General features: G+C 59.0%; 21 protein-coding genes and 2 pseudogenes. 15 read left to right on the forward strand and 8 right to left on the reverse strand.

Going from position 1 to position 21994, the window contains the following annotated elements; all coding sequences use genetic code 11:
* Positions 1-34: 34 nt before the first annotated feature.
* Positions 35-1135 (forward strand): molecular chaperone DnaJ, encoded by a 1101-nt coding sequence (gene dnaJ, locus D3Y57_RS16225; protein WP_121154249.1) that lies wholly within the window; start codon positions 35-37, stop codon positions 1133-1135.
* A gap of 303 nt (positions 1136-1438) precedes the next feature.
* Here the strand turns inward: dnaJ and purB are convergent, their stop codons facing one another.
* Positions 1439-2740 carry an adenylosuccinate lyase gene (gene purB / locus D3Y57_RS16230; RefSeq protein ID WP_121154251.1) on the reverse strand — a complete coding sequence of 434 codons (1302 nt, stop codon included), beginning with the start codon at positions 2738-2740 and terminating at the stop codon, positions 1439-1441.
* A 132-nt stretch (positions 2741-2872) separates the two neighbouring features.
* Between purB and D3Y57_RS16235 the strand changes: the two genes are divergently transcribed.
* The gene (locus D3Y57_RS16235; RefSeq protein ID WP_121154254.1) at positions 2873-3280 is read left to right on the forward strand and encodes an EF-hand domain-containing protein; all 408 of its coding nucleotides are present in this window, start codon (positions 2873-2875) and stop codon (positions 3278-3280) included.
* Positions 3281-3338: 58 nt separating this feature from the next.
* Here D3Y57_RS16235 and radC read toward each other — a convergent pair.
* Positions 3339-4036, reverse strand: a pseudogene (gene radC, locus D3Y57_RS16240) (RadC family protein).
* Positions 4037-4144: 108 nt separating this feature from the next.
* Here radC and D3Y57_RS16245 point away from each other — a divergent pair.
* From D3Y57_RS16245 to D3Y57_RS16280, 8 genes are all read left to right on the forward strand, one after another.
* On the forward strand, positions 4145-7237 hold the full coding sequence (locus D3Y57_RS16245; RefSeq protein ID WP_121154256.1) for an intermembrane phospholipid transport YdbH family protein: 3093 nt from the start codon (positions 4145-4147) through the stop codon (positions 7235-7237).
* A 46-nt stretch (positions 7238-7283) separates the two neighbouring features.
* Positions 7284-7475, forward strand: a complete 192-nt coding sequence (locus tag D3Y57_RS16250; RefSeq protein WP_121154258.1) for a YnbE family lipoprotein — start codon at positions 7284-7286, stop codon at positions 7473-7475.
* Positions 7472-7795 (forward strand): DUF1318 domain-containing protein, encoded by a 324-nt coding sequence (locus tag D3Y57_RS16255; protein WP_121154260.1) that lies wholly within the window; start codon positions 7472-7474, stop codon positions 7793-7795. Before D3Y57_RS16250 ends, D3Y57_RS16255 begins: the two co-directional genes overlap by 4 nt.
* Before the next feature lie 187 nt (positions 7796-7982).
* Positions 7983-8276 carry an AtpZ/AtpI family protein gene (locus tag D3Y57_RS16260; RefSeq protein WP_121154262.1) on the forward strand — a complete coding sequence of 98 codons (294 nt, stop codon included), beginning with the start codon at positions 7983-7985 and terminating at the stop codon, positions 8274-8276.
* 9 nt (positions 8277-8285) lie between these two features.
* Positions 8286-9035, forward strand: a complete 750-nt coding sequence (locus D3Y57_RS16265; RefSeq protein ID WP_162987166.1) for a F0F1 ATP synthase subunit A — start codon at positions 8286-8288, stop codon at positions 9033-9035.
* Between the two features lie 30 nt (positions 9036-9065).
* Positions 9066-9293, forward strand: coding sequence for a F0F1 ATP synthase subunit C (locus tag D3Y57_RS16270; RefSeq protein WP_121154264.1), 228 nt, complete (start codon positions 9066-9068; stop codon positions 9291-9293).
* A gap of 14 nt (positions 9294-9307) precedes the next feature.
* The gene (locus D3Y57_RS16275) at positions 9308-9793 is read left to right on the forward strand and encodes a F0F1 ATP synthase subunit B family protein (protein ID WP_121154266.1); all 486 of its coding nucleotides are present in this window, start codon (positions 9308-9310) and stop codon (positions 9791-9793) included.
* Between the two features lie 5 nt (positions 9794-9798).
* On the forward strand, positions 9799-10335 hold the full coding sequence (locus D3Y57_RS16280) for a F0F1 ATP synthase subunit B family protein (RefSeq protein WP_121154268.1): 537 nt from the start codon (positions 9799-9801) through the stop codon (positions 10333-10335).
* Positions 10336-10428: 93 nt separating this feature from the next.
* Here the strand turns inward: D3Y57_RS16280 and D3Y57_RS16285 are convergent, their stop codons facing one another.
* Positions 10429-10974: a DUF4337 domain-containing protein gene (locus D3Y57_RS16285; RefSeq protein ID WP_121154270.1), complete on the reverse strand. Its 546-nt coding sequence runs from the start codon at positions 10972-10974 to the stop codon at positions 10429-10431.
* A 68-nt stretch (positions 10975-11042) separates the two neighbouring features.
* Here D3Y57_RS16285 and uvrC point away from each other — a divergent pair, with 68 nt between their 5' ends.
* Positions 11043-12977 (forward strand): excinuclease ABC subunit UvrC, encoded by a 1935-nt coding sequence (uvrC, locus tag D3Y57_RS16290; protein ID WP_121154273.1) that lies wholly within the window; start codon positions 11043-11045, stop codon positions 12975-12977.
* Here the strand turns inward: uvrC and D3Y57_RS16295 are convergent.
* Genes D3Y57_RS16295 through D3Y57_RS16305 form a run of 3 tightly spaced genes read right to left on the reverse strand, consistent with a single transcriptional unit; the run spans position 12974 to position 15989 of the window.
* Positions 12974-13819, reverse strand: coding sequence for a cupin-like domain-containing protein (locus D3Y57_RS16295; RefSeq protein WP_121154275.1), 846 nt, complete (start codon positions 13817-13819; stop codon positions 12974-12976). The two genes, uvrC and D3Y57_RS16295, sit on opposite strands and share 4 nt — an antisense overlap.
* A complete protein-coding gene (locus D3Y57_RS16300; protein WP_121154277.1) occupies positions 13816-14955 on the reverse strand; it encodes a GNAT family N-acetyltransferase in 1140 nt (379 codons plus the stop codon). Before D3Y57_RS16300 ends, D3Y57_RS16295 begins: the two co-directional genes overlap by 4 nt.
* Positions 14952-15989, reverse strand: a complete 1038-nt coding sequence (locus D3Y57_RS16305; RefSeq protein WP_239025898.1) for a polysaccharide deacetylase family protein — start codon at positions 15987-15989, stop codon at positions 14952-14954. The genes D3Y57_RS16300 and D3Y57_RS16305 overlap by 4 nt, the downstream gene beginning before the upstream one ends.
* 87 nt (positions 15990-16076) lie before the next feature.
* On the opposite strand from D3Y57_RS16305, the gene recO reads away from it, so the two are divergent.
* The 4 genes and pseudogenes from recO (at position 16077) to D3Y57_RS16325 (ending at position 19088) form a co-directional block, all read left to right on the forward strand.
* Complete coding sequence (gene recO / locus D3Y57_RS16310) at positions 16077-16670, forward strand: DNA repair protein RecO (protein WP_121154279.1); 594 nt, start codon at positions 16077-16079, stop codon at positions 16668-16670.
* Positions 16671-16703: 33 nt separating this feature from the next.
* Positions 16704-17911, forward strand: a pseudogene (locus tag D3Y57_RS16315) (trans-sulfuration enzyme family protein).
* Positions 17908-18306: a Co2+/Mg2+ efflux protein ApaG gene (gene apaG, locus D3Y57_RS16320; RefSeq protein WP_121154281.1), complete on the forward strand. Its 399-nt coding sequence runs from the start codon at positions 17908-17910 to the stop codon at positions 18304-18306. The pseudogene D3Y57_RS16315 and the gene apaG overlap by 4 nt, the downstream one beginning before the upstream one ends.
* Positions 18303-19088 carry a LysR family transcriptional regulator gene (locus D3Y57_RS16325; protein ID WP_121154283.1) on the forward strand — a complete coding sequence of 262 codons (786 nt, stop codon included), beginning with the start codon at positions 18303-18305 and terminating at the stop codon, positions 19086-19088. The genes apaG and D3Y57_RS16325 overlap by 4 nt, the downstream gene beginning before the upstream one ends.
* Positions 19089-19099: 11 nt before the next feature.
* On the opposite strand, the gene parE is transcribed toward D3Y57_RS16325, so the two are convergent.
* Positions 19100-21076: a DNA topoisomerase IV subunit B gene (parE, locus tag D3Y57_RS16330; protein WP_121154285.1), complete on the reverse strand. Its 1977-nt coding sequence runs from the start codon at positions 21074-21076 to the stop codon at positions 19100-19102.
* Between the two features lie 206 nt (positions 21077-21282).
* The gene (locus D3Y57_RS16335; RefSeq protein ID WP_121154288.1) at positions 21283-21975 is read right to left on the reverse strand and encodes a GcrA family cell cycle regulator; all 693 of its coding nucleotides are present in this window, start codon (positions 21973-21975) and stop codon (positions 21283-21285) included.
* Positions 21976-21994 lie beyond the last annotated feature (19 nt).

Raw genomic sequence — 21994 nt, forward strand, 5'->3', positions numbered from 1 at the left:
TTTTTGAGGGAGGGGGACCTGAGATGGGGACACTATGTCTGACGATTTTTATGATTTGCTCGAAGTCGAGCGCACGGCGGACGATGGAACGATCAAGTCGTCCTATCGCCGCCTTGCCATGCGGTTTCATCCCGACAAGAATCCGGGCTGCGATAAATCCGAATCCAAATTCAAGGCGATTTCCGAAGCTTATGAATGTCTGAAGGACCCGCAGAAGCGCGCGACTTATGACCGATATGGCAAGGCCGGCTTCCAGAATGGCGGCGGTGGTGGAGCGCAGGACTTCGGTGGCTTCGCAGATATCTTCGACAATATCTTTGGTGGCGGACGTGGCCGTCAGGCGGGACCACAACGTGGGGCCGATCTCCGTTACGATATGGAGATTACGCTCGAAGACGCATTCCACGGTAAAGCAACAGAAATTACTGTCGAGGTTTCCGCCTTGTGCGAGCCGTGCAGCGGTTCGGGCGCAAAACCGGGCACGTCGGCAAAGAGCTGCACCACCTGCAACGGACACGGAAAAGTTCGCGCTCAACAGGGATTCTTTGTTGTCGAACGCGCTTGCCCAACTTGCCACGGCGCAGGGAAAGTTATTGCCGACCCCTGCAAATCATGTCGGGGCGAGGGACGAGTCGACAAGCAAAAGACCCTGTCGGTCAATATCCCGGCGGGTGTCGATGAAGGCACACGCATTCGCCTGACCGGTGAAGGCGAAGCCGGTGCGCGGAGCGCTCCGTCGGGCGATCTGTATATTTTCCTGCACGTCACTCGTCATGCGATCTTCGAGCGGGAGGGCACCACCCTGTTCGCACGCGCACCGATCAGTTTCACAACTGCGGCATTGGGTGGGAGCATTGCAATTCCAGGGTTGGATGGCGTTTGCCACGACATTCGCATTCCGGCTGGCATTCAGTCGAGTAAGCAATTGCGGCAACGCGGCGCAGGAATGCCTGTGCTGAATGGCCGGGGTAGCGGTGATCTGGTTATTCAGGTCGAGGTCGAAACGCCAACTAAGCTGAGCGCCAAGCAAAAAGAATTGCTTGAGGCATTCCGCGAAACCGAGACGGGCGATGAATGCCCGAAATCAACGAAATTCTTCGATAAATTGCGGTCGGTTTTCGACGATATAATCTGAAAGCAGAAACGGCACCGCTCGCTCTGAATTATCAGAGCGAGCGGATAGGCCCGGATGCTGACGATTAAGCTACGGTTATTGTAGCAATTACCAGCATCGAGGCCACGACCACAGCAGCGCCAAAGGCTGCCAGTTCGATGATGCGCATGATGAAGGCTTCCTGTTAAATCGGAAAAGAGTCCGACCTCAGCGCAGCAAAGTTTGTTCGGTAGCCGAACAAACTTTGCTGCGCTGCACAATAACTAGGCCTTCAGTGTATTTTCACAACCGCAACAATTGCAGGGACGAGTGCAGTTTCTGCAACTACGCGTCAAAAACCCGTTTGAAGATCGTGTCGACGTGGCGGAAGTGATAACCGAGATCGAACTTATCGGCGATCTCTGGCGCTGATAGAAAGCCAGTCACTTCGGGATCGTCGGTCAGCAACTGCATCAGCGACATTTCGCCGTCCGATTCCCAAACCTTCATGGCGTTGCGTTGCACGGCTTTATAAGCGTCTTCACGGCTCATTCCGGCTTGCGTCAGCGCAAGCAGGACGCGTTGTGAGTGAACAAGTCCGCCCATGCGATCGAGATTCTTTTGCATACGCGCGGGATAAATCAGCAATTTGTCGATTACACCGGTGAGGCGAACCAGCGCGAAGTCGAGCGTGATCGTCGAGTCCGGCCCGATCATACGCTCGACACTCGAGTGCGAGATGTCGCGTTCGTGCCAGAGGGCGACGTTTTCCATCGCGGGAACAACCGCGCTTCGCACCATGCGAGCGAGGCCCGTCAGATTCTCTGCGAGGATCGGGTTGCGCTTGTGCGGCATCGCCGATGAGCCTTTTTGGCCGGGCGCGAAATATTCTTCGGCTTCCAGAACTTCGGTGCGCTGCAAATGGCGAATTTCAATCGACAGGCGCTCGATCGACGACGCAATCACGCCGAGCGTTGCAAAAAACATGGCATGGCGATCGCGTGGAATGACCTGAGTCGAAACCGGCTCGATAGTCAGGCCCATTTTTTCCGCAACATGCTCTTCGACGCGCGGATCGATGTTGGCGAATGTGCCGACCGCCCCCGAAATTGCGCAGGTGGCGATATCTTCGCGTGCGGCGATCAGTCGGGCGCGATTGCGGGAAAACTCTGCATAAGCCTGAGCGAGTTTCAGGCCGAACGTGACGGGTTCGGCGTGAATGCCGTGACTGCGGCCGATCGTCGGTGTCATTTTATGTTCGATGGCGCGGCGCTTCAGGACGACCAACAGCGCATCGATGTCGGCGATCATGATGTCCGACGCGCGGGCCAGTTGGACCGACAGGCAAGTGTCCAGAACATCCGAACTTGTCATGCCCTGATGCAGGAAGCGGGCTTCTTCGCCGACATGTTCGGCAACGTTTGTCAGGAAGGCAATGACGTCGTGCTTCGTTTCGCGTTCGATTTCGTCGATACGATCGACTTCGAAAGCGCCGCGTTCCCATACCGCTTTTGCCGATGAATGCGGCACGACGCCAAGTTCGGCCATCGCATCAAGGGCATGAGCCTCGATCTCGAACCAGATGCGAAAACGGGATTCGGCCGACCAGAGGGCGACCATTTCGGGGCGTGAGTAGCGTTCTATCATGGTCACGCCGCCTAGCAGGGACGAACCGACCCGACAACGCGTTGGGGTGAGCAACGTCCGTGTTTTTCATGAGTTGGTTTATTGGATGGCTAACGGGCCATATCGAGTTTGCTTAGAAACACGGAGAATAACATGAAGAAATTTATCATGGCGATTGGTGCAGTTGCGCTTGCAACGCCCGCGCTTGCACAGATGGCACCCGCCGCCCCTCCAGCCACGTCGGCTCCTACAACGGTGTCGCCAGATGCGACGACTGCGCGAGCACCAGCGGTGGGTGCGCCATCGCCTGCTGCAGCCACGGGTCCCGCAGCAATTATCGCCACCGAGTTTCCTACCTACGACAAGGATGGAAACGGCGTGTTGAGCGCAGCTGAGTTCGATACATGGATGGTCGCATTGAAGGAAAAGTCGGGTGCGCCAGCAATGAAACCAGCTGAGAAAAAGGCTTGGTTGGACGGTGCTTTCACCACGGCCGATAAGGATAAGAACAAGTCTATTAGTCAAGCTGAACTGACGGCCTATCTGACTGCCGGAGCCTAGGACTTCGGGTCGCAGGGGAAGCGGGTCTCGCGAAAGCGGGGCCCACTTTTTATGGGCGCTACATAAGGCCCAAAGCTCGCAAGCTGCTGTGCCCTTGCGTTCCGATAATGATGTGATCGTAGACCGATATGTTCAAACGTCGCCCGGCTTCGATGATATCACGGGTTGGTTGAATGTCAGCGCGGCTCGGCTGCGGATCGCCGCTAGGGTGATTGTGGACGAGGATTATGCCGGTGGAGCCCAGGTCTATGGCCCGGCGAATCACTTCACGCACATGCACCGCTGCCTGATCGACTGATCCTTCGGACATGACTTCATCGCGAATCAGCATATTCTTCGAATTGAGGTGCAAAATACGCACCCGTTCGATCCCCAGATACGCCATATCCGCACGAAGATAGTCGAGCAGCGCTTGCCAGCTTGCCAGCACGGGCTTTTTCGCCACGTCCAGTCTGAGGAGTCGCAGCGCGGTGGCTTGCACGATCTTGATCGCTGCGGCTGCGGTTTCGCCGACCCCCGGTACGCGGAGCAATGCCTCCGAGTCGGCTGCGAACAATCCACCGATCCCGCCAAATTCCCGCAACAGCGCTTTCGCAAGCGGTTTGGTGTCGCGCCGCGGGATTGCCAGTGCCAGCAGATATTCGATCAATTCATGATCGTGAAGCGCATCACCACCTGTTCAAGCAATCGATTGCGCAGTCGAGATCGGTGCCCTGCGGCATCCTGACCGTTAGCATCTGAGAGGGCATCGGCCATGACGATCGCCTACGGTGGCCGGGCCGTGCGCGCAATTGCCCTTGATGCAGGCCACCAAAGCGGCTTGTTACGCGTTGTGAGAGTGATGAGCATTTCCCCGGCCGAATCATGCGCGGTGTAACGCGGCGGCGGGTTGCCGTCGTTGGAACTGTCACTGTCGTTCTGGCCGGGATCGGGGTGTGGAACGAGCGGCGGACGCTGGCAGACGGTGCGATCGCGAGCGAACTGGCAAGGCGTGGAGTGAGGGCGACTTACCGTGTGGCCGACATCGGATTTCGCTGGGAGCGGCTTGAGAACATCGTCATCGGCGATCCGCGCCATCCCGACCTGACTGCTGACTGGGCAGAAGTCCGGGTTGCCGCAACGCTCGGCGGGCTGTCGGCAACAGAAATTCGAGCGGGCGGTGTTAATCTGCGCGGACGACTGGTGGGTGGTAAGGTCAAATTCGGGGACATCGACAAACTGATCCCCGCATCTTCGGGGATTCCCTTTACCCTGCCAGATATCACGGTCGATCTGGCCGACGCGCGGATTGCGTTAGCGACGGATTACGGAAATGTCGGGGCGCGGCTGGATGGTCAGGGAAATTTGTCGAACGGATTCAAGGGAAAGCTTGCCGCGATTGCTCCGACTCTTGTTCTGTCGGGATGCCGGGCCAACCGCGCCACGCTCTATGTCGATATTTCGATTTCGGCGCGGAAACCAACAGTGACGGGCCCGCTGCGGGCGAACGCGATCGATTGCGGGGCGGCTCATTTCCGTAAGCCCGCGTTGGCGCTGAACGTGGCTTTGTCCGAAGCCCTCGACCATTGGCGGGGAACGAGCACGGTCGGTCTAAAGACGCTTTCATTGGGATCGCAGATTTTCCGCGACTTTACCGGCTGGGGCGCTTTCGAAGGCAGTCCGCGAGCAACGAACGGCTCTGCGCAGGTTATGATTGCCTCCAGTACCACCCCGTTTGCAACGCTTGCCGGAATGTCGGTCGATGCAAAGTTCGGTGTTCGCGGAAGTGATCTCGATGGACGCGGCACGGTCAAGGCGATGCAGGTCGTTCTTGATCGACGTTATGTAGCACAACTCAAGTCGGTGAGGGCGAACGGGACGCCGGTCGGGCCTTTACTGAAGAAACTGTCCGACGCTGCCTCGAGCGCTATACAAAATTTGGCCGTGAGCGTCGACGTCGGGGGGCAGGTTCGCGGGTCGCAGATGTCCGGAATAGTGACGGCGGCCAACATCACAACACTAAGGGGGATGAAACTGGTAGTCGGTGGCGGGCAGGGAGTTCGCTTCGGCGCGCAAGGCCTGTTTGCCGATACGCAGGCGAAACTGAGCGGCGGCGGTTTTCCCACTATCGCAGCAAGTTTTCGAAGAGGCGCTAATGGAGTCACGAGCGGCGTTGCTCGAATTGAACCATATGCAGCGAACGACGCGCGGCTTACCGTCACGCCGGTGCAATTTACCGTCGGCGGCGATGGTAGAGCGCGGGTGTTGACTACTGCAACGCTCGACGGGCCGCTGGGGAACGGGCGCGTCATCGGGCTACAAATACCGCTGGTGCTTGCTCTTAGCGGCGGCAACATTGCGCTCAATCCGGGGTGCACGCCCGCTGCGTTCCGGTCGCTTAGCATGTCGGGGCTGCACCTTGATCCAAATTCGCTGAAGCTGTGCGCCAACAATGGCGGCCTGTTCAGTCTAAAAAATGGCAGGATAAATGGCGGAGCGACGATCATCTCACCGCGCCTGACCGGCCGTTTGGGCAACTCACCGATCGTCCTCGGCGCTGGACAGGCAAATGTAGCGCTTTCCGATAACCGGTTTACCATGGGCAATCTGGGCGTAAAACTTGGCGCTGCAGATCATTTGACCACGCTCGAAATCGGAGCGTTGAACGGGGCGTTCGTGAGCGAAGGGGGCACGGGCAAGTTTGAAAACTTGTCCGGCAAGATTGCAAACGTTCCTCTGCTGATTGATTCGGGCGTCGGAAACTGGACACTCAATAATGGTGTGCTGACGCTTGGCGGCAGGGCCGGTGTTTCGGACGAGGCAAAGTCGGTGCGGTTCAACACGCTGGTTGCCGAAGACGTCAAACTGCGCCTCGCCAGCGGCAAAATTGCGATGACGGGAATGCTGCGTGAGGTCTCCACGAACGCCGACGTTTCAGCAGTCGCGATCACCCATGATCTGGGCAACGGCAGGGGGCATGCTACGCTCGATGTTGCGGGCCTCAATTTCGGCAAGACACTTCAGCCCGAGAAACTAACTCCGCTGACGTTGGGCGTAGTTGCGAATGTAGCGGGTAGTGTCAGCGGAAAAGGCCAGATCGACTGGTCATCTGCGGGCGTCACAAGCACAGGACGATTTGAAACCAAGGGCCTGGATTTTGCCGCGGCTTTCGGTCCGGTGGCGGGACTTTCGGGAGAGATCGTGTTCACCGATCTACTTGGTCTGGTGACTGCTCCTGGCCAGACGGTGTCGATTGCCACGATCAATCCCGGCATTCCTGTTCCCGATGGGCGCGTGACCTATCACCTGGCAGCGGGGCAACGGATCATTGTCGAGGGTGGGCGCTGGCCGTTCGCGGGGGGCTCGCTGATTCTTGATCCGACGACGCTCGACATGGGCGTTTCAAGAGAGCGACGACTGACGTTCAGAGTCGACGGACTCGATGCGGCAAAGTTCATCCAGCAGCTCGAATTCGAAAATCTGAGTGCGACCGGCATATTCGATGGCGCGATGCCAATGATTTTCGACGATCAGGGCGGGCGCATTGTCGGGGGCAAGATTGCGGCGCGGTCGGGCGGCGGGACACTATCCTATGTTGGTGACGTGTCGAACGCCAAGATGAACGTCTTTGCCAAGCTCGCGTTCGATGCGTTGAAGGCGATCCGTTATAACAATCTTGTCATCGAGATGGACGGAGCGCTGGATGGAGAGATTGTCAGCAAGGTGAGTTTCCGCGGCGTGAACGAAGCGCCCCGCAACGAGAAGCGCGGGTATTTCGCGCGGCAGTTCAGCAATCTTCCCTTTATATTTAACATCGCGATTCGCGCGCCATTCCGTGGATTATTGGCGACGGCGCGGACGTTTCAGGACCCGAGCTCGCTACTGCGCGGATTGCCGATTCCCGGTGCAACCGTGCCCGATTCGATCGTTACGCCGGTGAAACCCATTCAGCCCTCAGAAAGCGAGAAACGCCCATGATCGCAGCAGAATTGACGACAAGTCTTGGCGATGCGAGGGCAGGGCGATGAAGAAACCCGTGATCTTTGCAATTGGTTTGGCGTTGTCGATTTGCCTGTCGGGATGCATCAATATCAAGGCACCCGACAAGCCGATCGAGATTAATCTGAACGTAAATATCAAGCAGGAAGTCGTCGTTAAATTGCAGAAAGACGCGCAAGACCTGATCACCAGCAACCCGGAGTTGTTCCCGCAATGATACGCAAATTTGCCCTTATCGCTGTTGTCCTGACTCTTTCATCGGGTCTGACTGGCGTCGCTTATGCCCAGAATGCCGAAGTGACCGCCGCGCTTAATGCGGGGACTGTCGGTGAGCAGGCTGACGGGTATCTGGGTGTGCTCGGTTCGGTTTCAGGCAATGTGAAGGCCGAGGTCGAAGCGATCAATATTAAAAGGCGCGCAGCGTACACCAGTCTGGCAGCGCAGCGTGGTGTTACCGTCAAGGATGTGGCTGCGGCAGTCGGTTGCACCACGTTGAAAAAGCGTGGTGCAGAGTTGCCGGCATATTGCGCGAACTGAATTGGTCACGGGGATGAAAGTCTGGCCCTGTGTCGGATAGGGTATCGGTAATCGTCCTTTAAACCTCAGCCTTATCGCAGGCCGTTGCTGCACTGCGGTTGACTTGAAGCGGTCGCTTTCCTAAACGCGCCTCCAAGCCGCCGCAGCATCAGTTGCAGACGGTTTTTTCGCATACACGGGGCATTTCTTGGCTGACGACCGCAATACAGAAAACGACTCGCTCGCCGCTCGCATTGCTGCAGTGAAGGCCGAGTCCGTTCGTCCGTCGACGGCCGACAGCAAGGCCGAAGGTCGTGGCTGGGCAATCGGTGCTGAGTTCGTTGTCACGATACTGGTCACGACGTTCATCGGTTATCTGATCGATGGCTATTTCCAGACTCGTCCGTGGGTGATGATTATTTTCCTGTTGCTCGGCTTCGCCGCCGGCACCCGTCGCGCCATGCAGACGTCGAAGCAATTCGACGCCGATCCGAAAGATTAAAGAACGCCGATGGCAAACCCAATGGAACAGTTCGAGATCGTAAAGATCCATCCGATCAGCGCGATGGGCTATGATGTCTCGTTTACCAATTCTTCGCTGTGGATGCTGGTTGCGATGATCGCCATCGCAGCGTTTCTGTTCATCGGCACCGCCAAGCCGCAACTGGTTCCAAACCGGGCGCAGGCAGCTGTCGAATATCTGTACGACTTTGTCCGAAAGATGTTGGACGAGAATGTTGGACCTGAGGGACGGCGCTTCGTTCCGATGATCTTCTCGATCTTTATCTTTGTTCTGGCCTGCAACCTGCTCGGGCTTATCCCATGGGTAGGTGCGTTTACGCCGACCAGCCATGTAGCGGTCACGCTTGGTCTTGCCGTGCTCGTGTTCGTGATGGTTTGCATCGTCGGTTTCGCCAAGCACGGCTTGCATTTCTTCAGTCTTTTCTGGCCGAAGGATACTTTCTTTCCGCTGGCCGTATTCGTGGCCGCGATCGAGTTTCTGAGTTTTCTCAGCCGTCCGTTCACTCTCGCAATTCGTTTGTTCGCCAATATGACTGCGGGTCACGTTTTGCTGAAGGTTTTTGGTACGTTCGTTGTGGCGCTCGGATCGTTCGGCGCGCTGCCTTATGTTTTTGGAATCCTGCCGCTGGCGGTCAATGTTGCGCTCTCTGCGCTCGAAGTGCTGATCGCTGTTGTGCAGGCTTATGTTTTCGCTCTCCTCGCGTCGATCTACCTGAATGACGCGGTCAATCTTCACTAGTTTTTACAACTTCAACTAAGGGAATTTATCATGGATCTCGGTTCGGCAAAGGTTATCGGCGCAGGTTTGGCCGCCATCGGTGCAGGTCTTGCAGCTATCGGCGTTGGTTCGATCTTCGGTCAGTACCTCAACGGTGCGCTTCGCAATCCAGAAGCTGATGCCAAGATGGGCGGACGCCTGATCTTCGGTTTCGCCGTGACTGAAGCGCTCGGCCTGATTGCAGCCGTCGTTGCGCTTGCTCTGGCGTTCTCTTCGTAAGTCGAGTCAGCTAAATGCCTCAGTTCCACCTCGACAATTTCGTTCCCCAGCTTGTCTGGCTGGCGATATTTTTCGCCATTCTGTATTTCGGAATCGTGCGTCTCACCTTGCCCAAACTGGGCAGGACACTGGATGCGCGCGAAGATCGAATTTCGGGCGATCTGTCGACGGCTGAACGTGCCAAAGGGGAAGCCGACGCGCTGTCGGCGACCTATGCGGCGGGCATTGATGAAGCTCACAAGACGGCGCGGACGGCCATTGCCGAGGCGAAAGCCCGAGCAACGGCCAGCGTCGAAAAAACTGTCGCTGCTGCCAATTCGGTTTTGGCCGAAAAGGCAGCCGTTGCTGACGCTTCACTGTCGGCTGCGCGTTCACGGGCGATGATTGAGATCGAGAGCGTCGCCACTGATGCCGCTGCTGACATTGTCGAGCGGTTGACGGGGCGTCGTCCTGACGCTGCACTGGTGGCAGGTGCCGCCAAAACTGCATTTGCGGGCTGAACAATATGGCTGAAGAAACCACCGCAACAACCGAAGCGCATGGCGGCCATGAGATGTCGTTCTTCAATCCACAGAGCCCTGAATTTTGGGTTTATGCCGGACTGACGATCTTCATCCTGCTGGCGATCTTTGTAGCGAAGGCTCCAAAGGTTATTGCCGAAATTCTCGACCAGCGCATTGCCGAGACGAAACGGACGCTCGACGAAGCCCGGGCAATTCGTACCGAAGCGGAAGCTTTGCTGGCGACAGCCAAGGCGCAGACCGCCGCGAGTGCCGGGGACGCTTCGGCGATTATTGCTCACGCTGAGGTCGAAGCAAAGAATTTGCTGATCGAGGCTGAGGCTCATGCCGTCGATCTGACGATGCGCCGTGCCAAGATGGCAGAGGACAAGATTGCTGGTGCGGAACGCACTGCGCTTGCAGATGTCCGTTCGAAAGCCGCCAGCGTTGCGGCCAGCGTTGCCGCTTCGGTGATCGCGCAAACGCACGATGCTGCTGCTGATCGCGGATTGGTCGACACTGCGATTTCCCGCCTGAATTAAGCGGTCGGGTTGAGGCTCAGCGGAATTATTCAAACCCGGAAATGTTCGTCAGAATGTCGGAAGTGTAATCGAGTGCTCGCCCGATGGGGTAGTTTAGGTCAAAAATGCGACCAGGACGTCGGGGTGGATCGGTAGGTCGAGAAACCCGGCAATCAGGAATAGCAGTCCGAAACCGGCTGCGATCCAACCGATTATCAACAACTTACGGCTTTCAGTCAGTGCGGAAATGCCGCTGACGGCGAGGGCGATGGACATGAATCCTTCTGCGAGGTCGAACTGATCGTCGCGGCGGCCCTGGACGTCATAGTCGGTTTCTGCGGACCTGGCCTGATCCTGCAAACCCCTTGATTCCGAACGATAACGCGCGGCGGTTTTGGTCGCGGCAGCGCTTTCCGGAATTTTATCCAGAGCCGTCAGCATCATAGCCGTGTCCTCGGATAAATGCGCCTTGACCTTGGTCGCCTGATACTGATCCCAAAGGTCGATCTTGCTTGCTTGATCGGCTTGCATATTCTGGACGATATTGCCGTCCTTTATGTTGCCGATCGTGAGCAAAACACTCAGCGCAACGACGGTCGCACCAACCATCCGGTTCAGCGTGCGGTCGCTCGTTTCGGGGACATCCACGCCTTCGGTCATTCGATTCTCGCGTTCAATTGAATTGCGCCCGTTGTCCCGTCACGCGCGGCCCCCTAATTGGGCAGTCAATGTCATCACCGCAATCCCCCGACCGTTTCAACGAAGATGCCGCCACTTTTACGGTCAAGGGTGGTGATGCGCCCGATCTCGATGCGGGCGTGGCGGCGATCCGCAACGTCCTGAAAACCCTGCCGCAAAATCCGGGCGTCTATCGGATGACCGATCTGCGCGGCGATGTGCTGTACGTCGGCAAGGCGCGGTCGCTGCGGAACCGCGTGACGAATTACACGCAAGTGGCGCGGCTGCCGAAACGATTGCAGCGGATGATCTCTCAGACGCGCGGTATGACGATCGTCACGACGAACAACGAGGCGGAGGCGCTGCTGCTGGAAGCGCAACTCATCAAAAGGTATCGGCCCGCGTATAACGTGCTGCTGCGCGACGATAAGAGCTTTCCGTTCATCCTGCTGCGTGCCGACCACAAATTTCCGCGCATCTCAAAACATCGCGGCGCGCGGCGGGCAAAGGGTAATTATTATGGCCCGTTTGCCAGCGCTGGGTCGGTCAACACGACGCTAAACGCGTTGCAAAAGCTGTTCCTGCTGCGGAGTTGCACCGACAGCTTTTTCAACAATCGCGACCGGCCGTGCCTGTTGTACCAGATCAAGCGGTGCTCTGCTCCATGCGTGGGGCGGATATCCGAAGATGATTATGCCGAACTGGTGAGTGATGCGAAGTCGTTCCTGTCGGGCAAGGCGACGTCAGTACAGTCCAAGCTGGGTGACCAGATGCAGGGCGCGGCTGAGGCAATGGACTTTGAACGGGCGGCGATGCTGCGTGATCGATTGCGTGCGCTGACGTTTATTCAGGGGTCGCAGGCGATCAATGCGGACGGCGTCGGCGACGCCGATATTTTCGCGCTGGCCTGTCGGTCGGGCGTGATTTGCGTACAGGCATTTTTCATCCGGGGTGGGCAGAATTGGGGGCATCGCGCCTTTTTTCCAGCGCATACGAACGATGTTCCGGAGGATGAAGTTCTCGCCAGCCTGTTGATGCAGTTTTATGAGGACGTGCCGCCGCCGCGTCTGATTCTGCTCGATCGCACCCTGACCGAAAGCGCGTTGCTGGAGGAGGCGCTGTGCGAGCGAGCGGGGCATAAGGTTTCAATCACAATGCCGCAGCGTGGAGATCGCGTCCGGTTGGTCAAACAGGCGACACGCAATGCCGAGGAAGCGCTGGACCGCCGTGCCGCTGAATCGACGACGCAGGGCAAGCTGTTGCGCGATATCGCGGAACTGTTCGAACTTGAGGGACCACCCAAGCGGATCGAGGTTTACGATAACAGTCATATCCAGGGGACCAATTCGGTTGGTGCGATGATCGTTGCCGGGGCCGAGGGCTTCATCAAGGGGCAGTATCGCAAGTTCAACATCAAGAACCCCGACACTGTGCCGGGCGACGATTTCGGGATGATGCGCGAAGTTCTGGAACGCAGGTTCACGCGCGCAATGGATGAAGATCCTGATCGTGAGAATGGGACTTGGCCCGACCTGCTGCTGATCGACGGCGGCAAGGGGCAATTGTCGGCAGTGAAGGGCGTGCTCGATGCGCTGGGTGTCGAGGACGTGCCGCTGGTCGGTGTCGCCAAGGGGCCGGACCGCAATGCCGGGCGCGAGACGTTTCATCTGGTCGATGGACGCGAGATCAACCTGCCGATGAACCATCCCGTGCTGTTTTACCTCCAGCGGTTGCGCGATGAGGCCCACAGGTTCGCGATCGGTGCGCACCGCACGAAGCGGGCGAAGGCGCTGGTGACATCGACGCTGGACGATGTGCCGGGCATCGGACCTGCGCGGAAGAAGGCGTTGTTGATGCATTTCGGTACGGCGCGGGCGGTGAAGAACGCGAGTCTGGTGGACCTGCAAAAAGCGCCCGGCGTGTCAGGGATGATGGCGCAGGGGATTTACGATTATTTCCACGCCAGCGGGATCGAGCCTTCCTAGGCTTTTGCGAAGATTCCCCGGATTTTACGAATCGCCCGATAGCCGACCGATTTTGCCAGATTGCGATTGGGAAAGCGTTTCGGGGCGGCGGCGGGCAGGCCCAAGCGTCGTAACATGGAGTTCATACCGCGCGCGTCGGCCTCCATATAACTCCATTCGCTGCGCCATGTGGCAGAGAAACTGATGGAGACGCCGGGGCCGTTCTGGACCCAATGCGGTGCCTTGACCGGTACGTAGATCGCGTCTCCTGCGACGAGGTCGAACACGCGCCCTCTGGTGGCGATTTCTTCGCGCCACGGCAGGTTGCGGTGTCCCCCCATATGGAAGCGTTCGTGTTCGATTCCGGCAACGATCCGTTCGTCGTCAGCGGGAAAGACGGTGATCGACTTGGTGCCGCGCAACTGCATGAGGATGTTGTGTTCGGGATCGAAGTGGAAGGGCGTGACGGCATTGGGGCTGGATATGAAGATAAACCCCTCGCGCTTCAGCATTTCCCCCGTGACGTCGCCGACGACCGGCATCAGTTCATTAAGGGTGGCGTTCAGCAACGCGCGATATTCGGCATCCTTTTCGATAAATTTCAGCACCATCCACGAACCGTTTTCCTCGATACCGCGTATCGTGTCCGCAATGTTCAGGCCGTTCTGGATATTGGCTTTCGAATCGACCCCCACCGGCAGATTGCCGCGATTATATTCGACATCGACCGGACGCATACGCGCCGCCAGAGCGATTAGCGCATCCAGTTCGAACATCGGGTGGCCCGTTAACCGGTGATGCAGCGTGCCGGATAGCTCGGGATAGAGAGCTGTTAACCCGGACAGGTCGGAAAAGGTGGTCATAACAGCCTGCGGACCCCCGCTGAGATCGTTTCAAGTGCGCGACAGGCATAGAATGCCAAAGTGCGCCCCACGCCCTTCAGAGGCACCGTAATGCGCACGATCTCTCGCCGCTCTGCCCAGATGCTGTTGATCATCGAATGATCCTCGATCGCACAGCTATCCATCCATTCCACGTCGGTGCCGTCCAGAATTTTCAAATTCTCGAGCTGGATCAGGACGCCGGGGGAGTAGCGCGCATAATTCTCATCGAAAGCGATCTTGAAGCTGTAACTGCCCGGTGGCGTGATAAAGTTCACGAGCAACGCGAGCGGCCTGCCATCCAGCGTAAGCCGCAGGATTTCGAGTTTGCCCATCGCGAAGGCGCCCGCGATCGATTGTTCGAAGAAAGTTTTGGTTGCAGGGTCGTTACGCAGAGCCGAACCCGCGCGTCCTTTCCAGCCCGATGCTTCGAGTTCGAGAAATTCGGCGATCCAGGTTTCGACGATCCAGTTTTCGACAGGGCCATGCGCGGACAGGCGATCGAAGGCGACCTCACCAAGTTCGGCAAGTCTCAACTGTAGTCGTTTGATTTCTTTTCGTTTTTTCTTTCTGATGTTGAGTTCGTAATAGGCTTGCGAGGACAAATTACTTTTCAGAAAGGCTCGTTCGGAACGGTGGACGATGTCCGCACGGCGTTCCGCTTTCAAAGCGGAAAGCAACGCCCCCTGTCCGACCAACCCGCAGACGTGGAAAAATGAGGGTGCCCATTTTGCCGTATCGAGTTCGCCAAGGATCGCAGCCCAGAATTGACGCTCGAAACCGGCACGAACCAGCGGCGTGCCGAGAAAGGCGTGATAATGTTGCCAGTTCTGGACATGGCGGATCGGTGTGCGCCCGTATTTGTTGCCTGTGCAGACAGCGATCATGCCGATCAGGAGCGGACCCTGACGAACCGCGAGCATTCGTGCTGCGATTGGGGCAGGGAGATTGCGAATCGACGGTTCGAGAAACCAGCGTTCGGCAAAGGGTGCAGGTTCGGACGCTTGTTCTGCCAGATCATCCCATGCTTGCGCCCATGAATCGGGTATTTCGGCCAGTGGCACCGTTTCCACTGCCACCGCTGCCGTTTCCGGGCGCGGGGGAGCGACGTAGCTCATGCCGTTTCCAGCGCGTGCATTATTTCGGTCGATCGGATCGGTAACACGCCGTTTTTGGCGAACAGGTCGAAAACTCCGTCCCACCAACTCCAGAATGTGCGGAGATCGGCGGCGTCGCGAACGTAGGGCGTGTGACCGGGGACGACGCTGGGCGTGTGGAACGACAAGCTGAACAACTGGTGCCCGTCGTCCAGCAAGCAGCGGATCGCTTCGCAGGCGTCGGTCAGCGGCACGCCCTCTGGGGTGAGGGGTACGCGACCGATCATGCCGGTGCGTGCCAGCAGGCCACCGATCTTGCCGTTGTAGATGCTGGGATAGCGGCGGAGCCTGCCTGTAAACGCCGCTGTCAGAGGAAGCTCGTTCAACGTATCGGAAACGCGCCACGGCCAGACTGGATGCCCTGAGAAGTCGGGGCCGCCCTGTCGCCGGTAATCGAACAGCGAGCGGATCGACACGTCAAGCCTGTACCCGGCCTCGACCAGCAAGTCGGCGGTGTGTCGGCCGATGCCGTAGCGCCCGGCGCGGTAAATGGTAGGACGGACACCGAACGCCCGTTCGATGCGCTCTGTCAGCGCGAACAGCTTTGCACGCTGAAGGTCGATGGGCAGATTGCCGAGATAGCTGTTGCGACCCGACAAATCTTCGTCGAACGGCGGATTGACCCACGGATGAAGCTGGGTGCCGACATCGCACTGGTCGTTTTCGACCAATGTGCGGATGATCGTGGCGGTGGCGGGGGTATCGACAATCGGCCAGTCGACCATGTGTGTGGGGACGCAACCGGCGGCAACGAGGCGCACGTTCGCCTCTGGCAGCGCCGACATTGCGGATGTCGCGACCGAATCGCGGCTGAAAGGGGCGTTCCAGTCGAACTCCTCTTCGGCGTCGGCAAAGATCGCGAAACGACGGCCGAAACCGGTCGGCAGTATAATGCGGGCCGTGACCGGTGGCGGCAAATCGAGTCGCGCGCATTCCACCTGAATCTTGCCCCTGCCGATGACGATGACCTTAGTCGTGAACCGAACGATTAGCACGGTGCGGTTGATGGTTAGTTATCATCCTGCGTTTTCCTGATGCCCAAGCCACTTTCGCATGATTGCGGGGGTCGCCATAGGTAAAGAATGCTGATCCGTGCCCAAACCATTGTCTGCGCGGTTCGCGCTCATGGCGAACACGGCGCGATCGTGCGGGGGCTGACTGCGGAACACGGGTTGCTGGCGGGCTATGTCAGGGGCGGCCGGTCGCGGCGGCTGCGTCCGATATTGTCGGCGGGCAATATCGTGGAGGCGGAGTTTCGGGCGCGGACCGAGGATCAGCTTGCTGCATTGACGGTGGAACTTGTGACCAGTCGTGCTGCTTTGCTGACGGAACCAATGGCGGCGGCGGCGCTCGACTGGGCAACGGCGCTGGCCGCAGCGACTCTGCCGGAGGGGCATCCTTATCCACGGATATACGCCGCGCTGGATGGTGTAATCGCGGCGATCGAGGCAGCTTCGGTTGCGCGGGACTGGGCGAACGGGCTGGCACGGTATGAATTGCTGGTGCTGGCCGAGCTGGGATTCGGGAGTGACAATGTTGCGGGCGACGACGGGCTGCTCGCGCGGTTGAAGGATAACGGAGAGCGGCTGTCGGCGGACCTGTTTGCCGGGCGCAGGGTGGATGTGATGGCGGCGCGCGAGCGGCTGATCGACCGCCTGACGCGCGCCGTTGGTTGACCTGACACCCGTGGTGACGGCAAAGCGATTTTTATGAAGCGCAAAACTGGCCAGGATCGATCGATAACCTCAACATGGCGGCCTGCCACTCTGGCCGTCCGTGGGGGACTGCACGCAGCGAATATGGCGAGACGTCGGAGGCTTTGTTCCTGAATTCGGGATATGCCTATGACAATGCCGAGACCGCTGCGGCGCGGTTCAACGGCGAAGACGATGGCATGACCTATTCGCGGTTGCAGAATCCTACCGTCCAGATGCTGGAGGAGCGGATCGCGTTGATGGAGGGGGCGGAGGCTTGCCGCGCTCAGGCTACCGGCATGGCGGCGATGACGACGGCTTTGCTGTGTCAGTTGCAGACGGGCGATCATGTGGTTGCGGCGCGGGCTGCGTTCGGGTCGTGCCGTTGGCTGACCGATACATTACTGCCGAAGTTTGGGATCACGACGACGACCATCGATGCGCGCGATAATGACGCGTGGGTGGCGGCGATCCAGTCGAACACCAAGGTTTTCTTTTTCGAAACGCCTGCCAATCCGACGATGGATATCGTGGATATGCGGTTCGTCTGCGATCTGGCGCGAGCGCATGGAATTACCACGGTTGTCGATAACGCGTTTGCGACTTCCGTTTTGCAGCGACCCCTGGAATTCGGCGCTGATGTGGTTGCCTATTCGGCGACCAAGATGATGGACGGGCAGGGGCGTGTCCTGGCTGGTGCGGTTTGTGGGTCGGCGGAGTTTATCAACGACAAGCTGTTGCCGTTTCAGCGAAACACCGGGCCGAACCTGTCGCCATTCAACGCTTGGGTAGTGTTGAAGGGGCTGGAGACGCTGGACCTGCGGGCAATGCGGCAGTCGGAGAATGCGCTGGCGCTCGGTAAGTTCATGGACGGCCGCGTGGCGAAGATGCTGCATCCGGGGTTGCCAAGCCACCCACAGCATAATCTGGCGATGGCTCAGATGAAGGCGTGCGGGCCGATATTTTCGTTCCTTCTGGACGGCGGGCGGCGGCAGGCGATGGACCTGCTCAACGCGCTGGAACTGGTCGATATCTCGAATAATATTGGGGACAGTCGCAGCCTTATGACGCACCCTGCATCGACGACGCATCACGGGGTTGGCCCCGAGGGTCGTGAGGCGATGGGCGTGGTCGAGGGGATGTTGCGGATCAACGTCGGGCTGGAAGATCCGCTCGATGTGATCGCCGACATCGATCGTGCGCTGACCAGGGTAGGGCTATGAAAGCACTGTTCCCCTTTGCGGAGGAAACACGCGGCGTCACGGTGCGCGTGTCGGTCAGTTACCTGCCCGAACAGTCGCAACCGGGGAGCGCGCGGTGGTTTTGGGCCTATCACATCCGCGTCGAGAACGATGGTGAGATGGCGGTGCAACTTATGACGCGCCACTGGATCATTTCCGATGGACGCGGTGAAAAGCATGAAGTTCAGGGCGACGGTGTGGTCGGTGAGCAGCCGGTGATCCTGCCCGGCGCGAGTTATGATTATGTCTCGGGCTGTCCGCTGCCGACGCCGAGCGGATCGATGGTGGGAAGTTTCGGGATGATCGGCGAAGACGGTTCGCGGTTCGACATTGGGGTGCCACGTTTCGAATTGCTGACCCCGGTGACCACCCGATGAAGCGCACGCACCTGCCATTGAACGGGCTGCGCGTGTTCGATGCGGCGGCGCGGCATCTGTCGTTTACGCGGGCTGCCGATGAACTGGCGGTTACGCCGGCGGCGGTTGGGCAGCAGATCCGCGCACTTGAGGATACGCTGGGCGTGGTCCTGTTTCGTCGGACGCCGAAGGGGCTGGAACTGACGCCGGAGGGCGAGGCCGGGCTGGTCGAATTGCGCCGGGGGTTCCTGAATTTCGAGGAAGCGGTGCGCGCGATGCAGGCCGGGCAGACGTCGAAGTCGCTGGCGATTGCGGCGCCGCGCGACTTTTCAGCCAAATGGCTGGCGGGACGGTTGGCCAATTATCGCAAGACCGATGCAGATTTGCGCTTTGCTCTGGTTGCGGCCGATGCCGGGCTGGATTTCACAGAGGCCAATCTCGATCTCGCGATCTCTTTCGACACCGGGCCGGGCGCGCATGAGGGCGTTGCGATCGGGCCGCGTGGATTTGTGATCGTCGGCACGGCGGACGGTGAGACCGGTGCGATCGGTTGGCCGGGGCATCCGGGCGATGGCGAGGTTGCGGCGCTCACGGTGGCCGATGCGGGACTTGCCATCGATGCGGCGGCACTTGGGCTGGGGCGGGCGACTGTGCCTGCCATGCTGGTAGCTGCCGATATCGAGGTGGGGCGGGTCAGTGTGTTCGGGAGCGAGGACAGTGAACTGGGTTACTGGCTGGTCGCGCCCTTGCCACAGTGGCGTCAGAAGAAGGTCAAGGCACTGGTTGAGGCACTGGCGGCCTAAAGGAGAGCCGATCAGGCGTCGATCGCTTCCTCATCGACCCGTGCGGCGTTTTCCTGAATGAAGTTGAATCGGTGTTCGGGGTTTTTGCCCATTAACCGTTCGACCAGATCGCGCACTCCTGCGCGATCCTCATATTCCTGTGGCAGAGTCACGCGAATCAGCGTGCGGGTTTTCGGGTCCATCGTCGTTTCGCGAAGCTGACCGGGGTTCATTTCCCCGAGTCCCTTGAAGCGCCCCACATCGACTTTCTTGCCCTTGAATTCCGTTGCCTCGATTTCGGCGCGGTGAGCATCGTCGCGGGCGTAGAGCGATTTCGCGCCGACGGTCAGGCGATAAAGCGGCGGCTGTGCGAGGAACAAATGGCCCTGCCGAACCAGCTCGGGCATCTCCTGAAAGAAGAAGGTCATCAAAAGCGTTGCGATGTGCGCGCCATCGACATCGGCATCGGTCATGATGATGACGCGTTCATAACGCAGATTTTCGGGCAGGCAGCGATCGCGCGTTCCACAACCAAGCGCCAGCGTCAGGTCGGCGATTTCAGAATTGCCGCGAATTTTCTCGGCGCTGGCGCTGGCGACGTTCAGGATTTTACCCCTGATCGGCAGGATCGCCTGCGTCTTGCGGTCCCGTGCCTGTTTGGCTGAACCGCCAGCGCTGTCGCCTTCGACGATGTAGATTTCGGTGCCTGCGGGGTCGTCGGTCGAACAATCGGTAAGTTTGCCGGGCAGGCGAAGTTTACGGGCGGAAGTGGCCGTCTTGCGCTTCACTTCACGCTCTGCGCGACGTGCCAGCCGGTCGTCCATGCGATCGAGGACAAAGGTCAGCAGCGCCCGGCCACGTTCCATATTGTCGGTCAGATAATGATCGAAATGGTCCTTCATCGCATTTTCGACGAAGCGAGCGGCTTCGGGGGACGTCAGGCGATCCTTGGTCTGACTTTGAAACTGCGGGTCGCGGATAAAGACCGACAACATGCTTTCAGAACCGGAAATCACATCCTCCGGCTGGATATTCTCAGCGCGTTTCTGGCCGGTCAGCGCACCGAAAGCGCGGATACCCTTGACGATAGCCGCGCGAAGCCCTGCCTCGTGTGTGCCACCATCGGGTGTCGGTATGGTGTTGCAATACCAACTGAAACTGCCCTCGCTCCACAAGGGCCATGCGATGGCCCATTCGGCGCGCCCCTGACTGTCGGGGAAATCCTGTCGACCCGAGAAGAATTCGGCAGTCGCACATTCGCGTTCGCCGACCTGTTCGCGGAGATGATCGGACAGGCCACCGGGAAACTGGAACACAGCTTCGACAGGCGTGTCGTCAGTGATCAGTTCGGGTGCGCATTTCCACCGGATTTCCACGCCTGCGAACAAATAGGCTTTCGACCGCGCGAGGCGATGAAGTCGCGCTGGTTTGAACGCCATTTCGGCGCCAAAGATTTCTGGATCGGGAACGAACGTCACGGTCGTCCCGCGCCGGTTCTGGATCGGGCCGAGCTTTTCAAGCGGGCTGACCGTCAACCCTTGCGAGAAGCGCTGGCGATAGAGTTCCTTGTTCAGGGCAACTTCGACCACGGTTTCGATGGACAAGGCATTGACGACGCTGACGCCGACCCCGTGCAGGCCGCCGGATGTCGCATAGGCCTTACCATCGAACTTACCGCCCGAATGGAGCGTCGACATGATAACTTCGAGAGCGGATTTGTCAGGAAACTTCGGGTGCGGATCGACCGGGATACCGCGTCCATTGTCACTGATTATCAGGCGATTGCCCGGCTCCAGCGTCATTTCGATCCGCGTCGCGTGACCAGCCACAGCCTCGTCCATCGCGTTGTCGAGCACTTCTGCTGCCAGATGATGGAACGCGCGCTCGTCGGTGCCGCCAACGTACATACCGGGACGACGGCGGACCGGCTCCAGTCCCTCGAGAACCTCGATCGACGAAGCGTTATAGTCGGTCGATGTGGGGATGGGCGCGTTGAACAGGTCGGTCATATTGCGCGGGTATAGAGCCGCGCGACTTTCACGCGCAAGGCCAGCTCGACCAGGTTTGCAGGTCAGATGATGTGGCATATCGTTCGCGCCACGGAGGAGTTTCGATTCGAACGGTCGCGCCGAACAAAAAGGGGCTGCCGATCACATGATCGGCAGCCCCTTTTTTTGTCTTGAGAATCCGTTCCCGGGGAGGGAGCAGATCGCCTTTACCTGACGCGCGGGCCGCCGAATGGCATAGGGGGAGGCGCGCGGCGGTCGCGGCGTGGCATTTGTGCCTGGAAGGCCTGTCCGCAATGCTGGACGCAATAAGGGAAGCCGGGGTTCACCGTCGCGCCACAGAAGTGGAAGTCCGGCTCACCAGGGTGACCCAACGGCCATTTGCAAATCTTGTCGTTCAGATCGAGCAACGTCGTTTTGCCAGCCATTTCCGGGCTTGGCCGCGCAGGAACAAGCCGCCGTGGCGGTGCAGGTGCCGCTGGAGGAGCCTGATCGCCCGGACCCTGACGCAGGAAGCCACCGGGGCCTACCGAGCGGAGCTGAGCGCCGGTTGGACCGGTCGGAACGTGTGGCGGGAAGGGTGATGGCGGCGGCGGAGCCTGCCGCAAAACCTCGGCGGGTGCAGCAGCAACCTTTGGCGTTGCCTTTACCGGAGCGGGGACGGGGGCAGGAGCGGGCGTCGCTTCGGCAGCAGGAGCGGCCGTTTTAGCGGGTGCAGTGGCTGCCACCTTGGGGTCGTTCGGCTTTACCGGTGACGGACGTGACTGGAGACCAAGGCGATGCGCCTTGCCGATAACGGCATTGCGGCTCACTCCGCCAAGATCTTCTGCAATCTGGCTGGCGGTGAGGCCTTTTTCCCACTGTGCTTTCAAACGGTCGATGCGTTCGTCGGTCCAGGACATCGTTTTTCCCTAAAATCCC

The organism is Sphingomonas paeninsulae, assembly GCF_003660165.1.
Lineage (GTDB): Bacteria > Pseudomonadota > Alphaproteobacteria > Sphingomonadales > Sphingomonadaceae > Sphingomonas_O > Sphingomonas_O paeninsulae.

Excerpts from the sequence above, each read along its gene's own strand:
- D3Y57_RS16270 (WP_121154264.1), top strand. The coding sequence starts at position 9,066 with ATGGATCTCGGTTCGGCAAAGGTTATCGGCGCAGGTTTGGCCGCCATC.
- D3Y57_RS16300 (WP_121154277.1), bottom strand. The coding sequence starts at position 14,955 with ATGAGCTACGTCGCTCCCCCGCGCCCGGAAACGGCAGCGGTGGCAGTG.
- D3Y57_RS16235 (WP_121154254.1), top strand. The coding sequence starts at position 2,873 with ATGAAGAAATTTATCATGGCGATTGGTGCAGTTGCGCTTGCAACGCCC.
- D3Y57_RS16245 (WP_121154256.1), top strand. The coding sequence starts at position 4,145 with ATGCGCGGTGTAACGCGGCGGCGGGTTGCCGTCGTTGGAACTGTCACT.
- D3Y57_RS16295 (WP_121154275.1), bottom strand. The coding sequence starts at position 13,819 with ATGACCACCTTTTCCGACCTGTCCGGGTTAACAGCTCTCTATCCCGAG.
- recO (WP_121154279.1), top strand. The coding sequence starts at position 16,077 with ATGCTGATCCGTGCCCAAACCATTGTCTGCGCGGTTCGCGCTCATGGC.
- D3Y57_RS16325 (WP_121154283.1), top strand. The coding sequence starts at position 18,303 with ATGAAGCGCACGCACCTGCCATTGAACGGGCTGCGCGTGTTCGATGCG.
- D3Y57_RS16255 (WP_121154260.1), top strand. The coding sequence starts at position 7,472 with ATGATACGCAAATTTGCCCTTATCGCTGTTGTCCTGACTCTTTCATCG.
- D3Y57_RS16335 (WP_121154288.1), bottom strand. The coding sequence starts at position 21,975 with ATGTCCTGGACCGACGAACGCATCGACCGTTTGAAAGCACAGTGGGAA.
- D3Y57_RS16280 (WP_121154268.1), top strand. The coding sequence starts at position 9,799 with ATGGCTGAAGAAACCACCGCAACAACCGAAGCGCATGGCGGCCATGAG.
- purB (WP_121154251.1), bottom strand. The coding sequence starts at position 2,740 with ATGATAGAACGCTACTCACGCCCCGAAATGGTCGCCCTCTGGTCGGCC.
- D3Y57_RS16250 (WP_121154258.1), top strand. The coding sequence starts at position 7,284 with ATGAAGAAACCCGTGATCTTTGCAATTGGTTTGGCGTTGTCGATTTGC.
- D3Y57_RS16285 (WP_121154270.1), bottom strand. The coding sequence starts at position 10,974 with ATGACCGAAGGCGTGGATGTCCCCGAAACGAGCGACCGCACGCTGAAC.
- uvrC (WP_121154273.1), top strand. The coding sequence starts at position 11,043 with ATGTCATCACCGCAATCCCCCGACCGTTTCAACGAAGATGCCGCCACT.
- D3Y57_RS16275 (WP_121154266.1), top strand. The coding sequence starts at position 9,308 with ATGCCTCAGTTCCACCTCGACAATTTCGTTCCCCAGCTTGTCTGGCTG.
- apaG (WP_121154281.1), top strand. The coding sequence starts at position 17,908 with ATGAAAGCACTGTTCCCCTTTGCGGAGGAAACACGCGGCGTCACGGTG.
- parE (WP_121154285.1), bottom strand. The coding sequence starts at position 21,076 with ATGACCGACCTGTTCAACGCGCCCATCCCCACATCGACCGACTATAAC.
- D3Y57_RS16265 (WP_162987166.1), top strand. The coding sequence starts at position 8,286 with ATGGCAAACCCAATGGAACAGTTCGAGATCGTAAAGATCCATCCGATC.
- dnaJ (WP_121154249.1), top strand. The coding sequence starts at position 35 with ATGTCTGACGATTTTTATGATTTGCTCGAAGTCGAGCGCACGGCGGAC.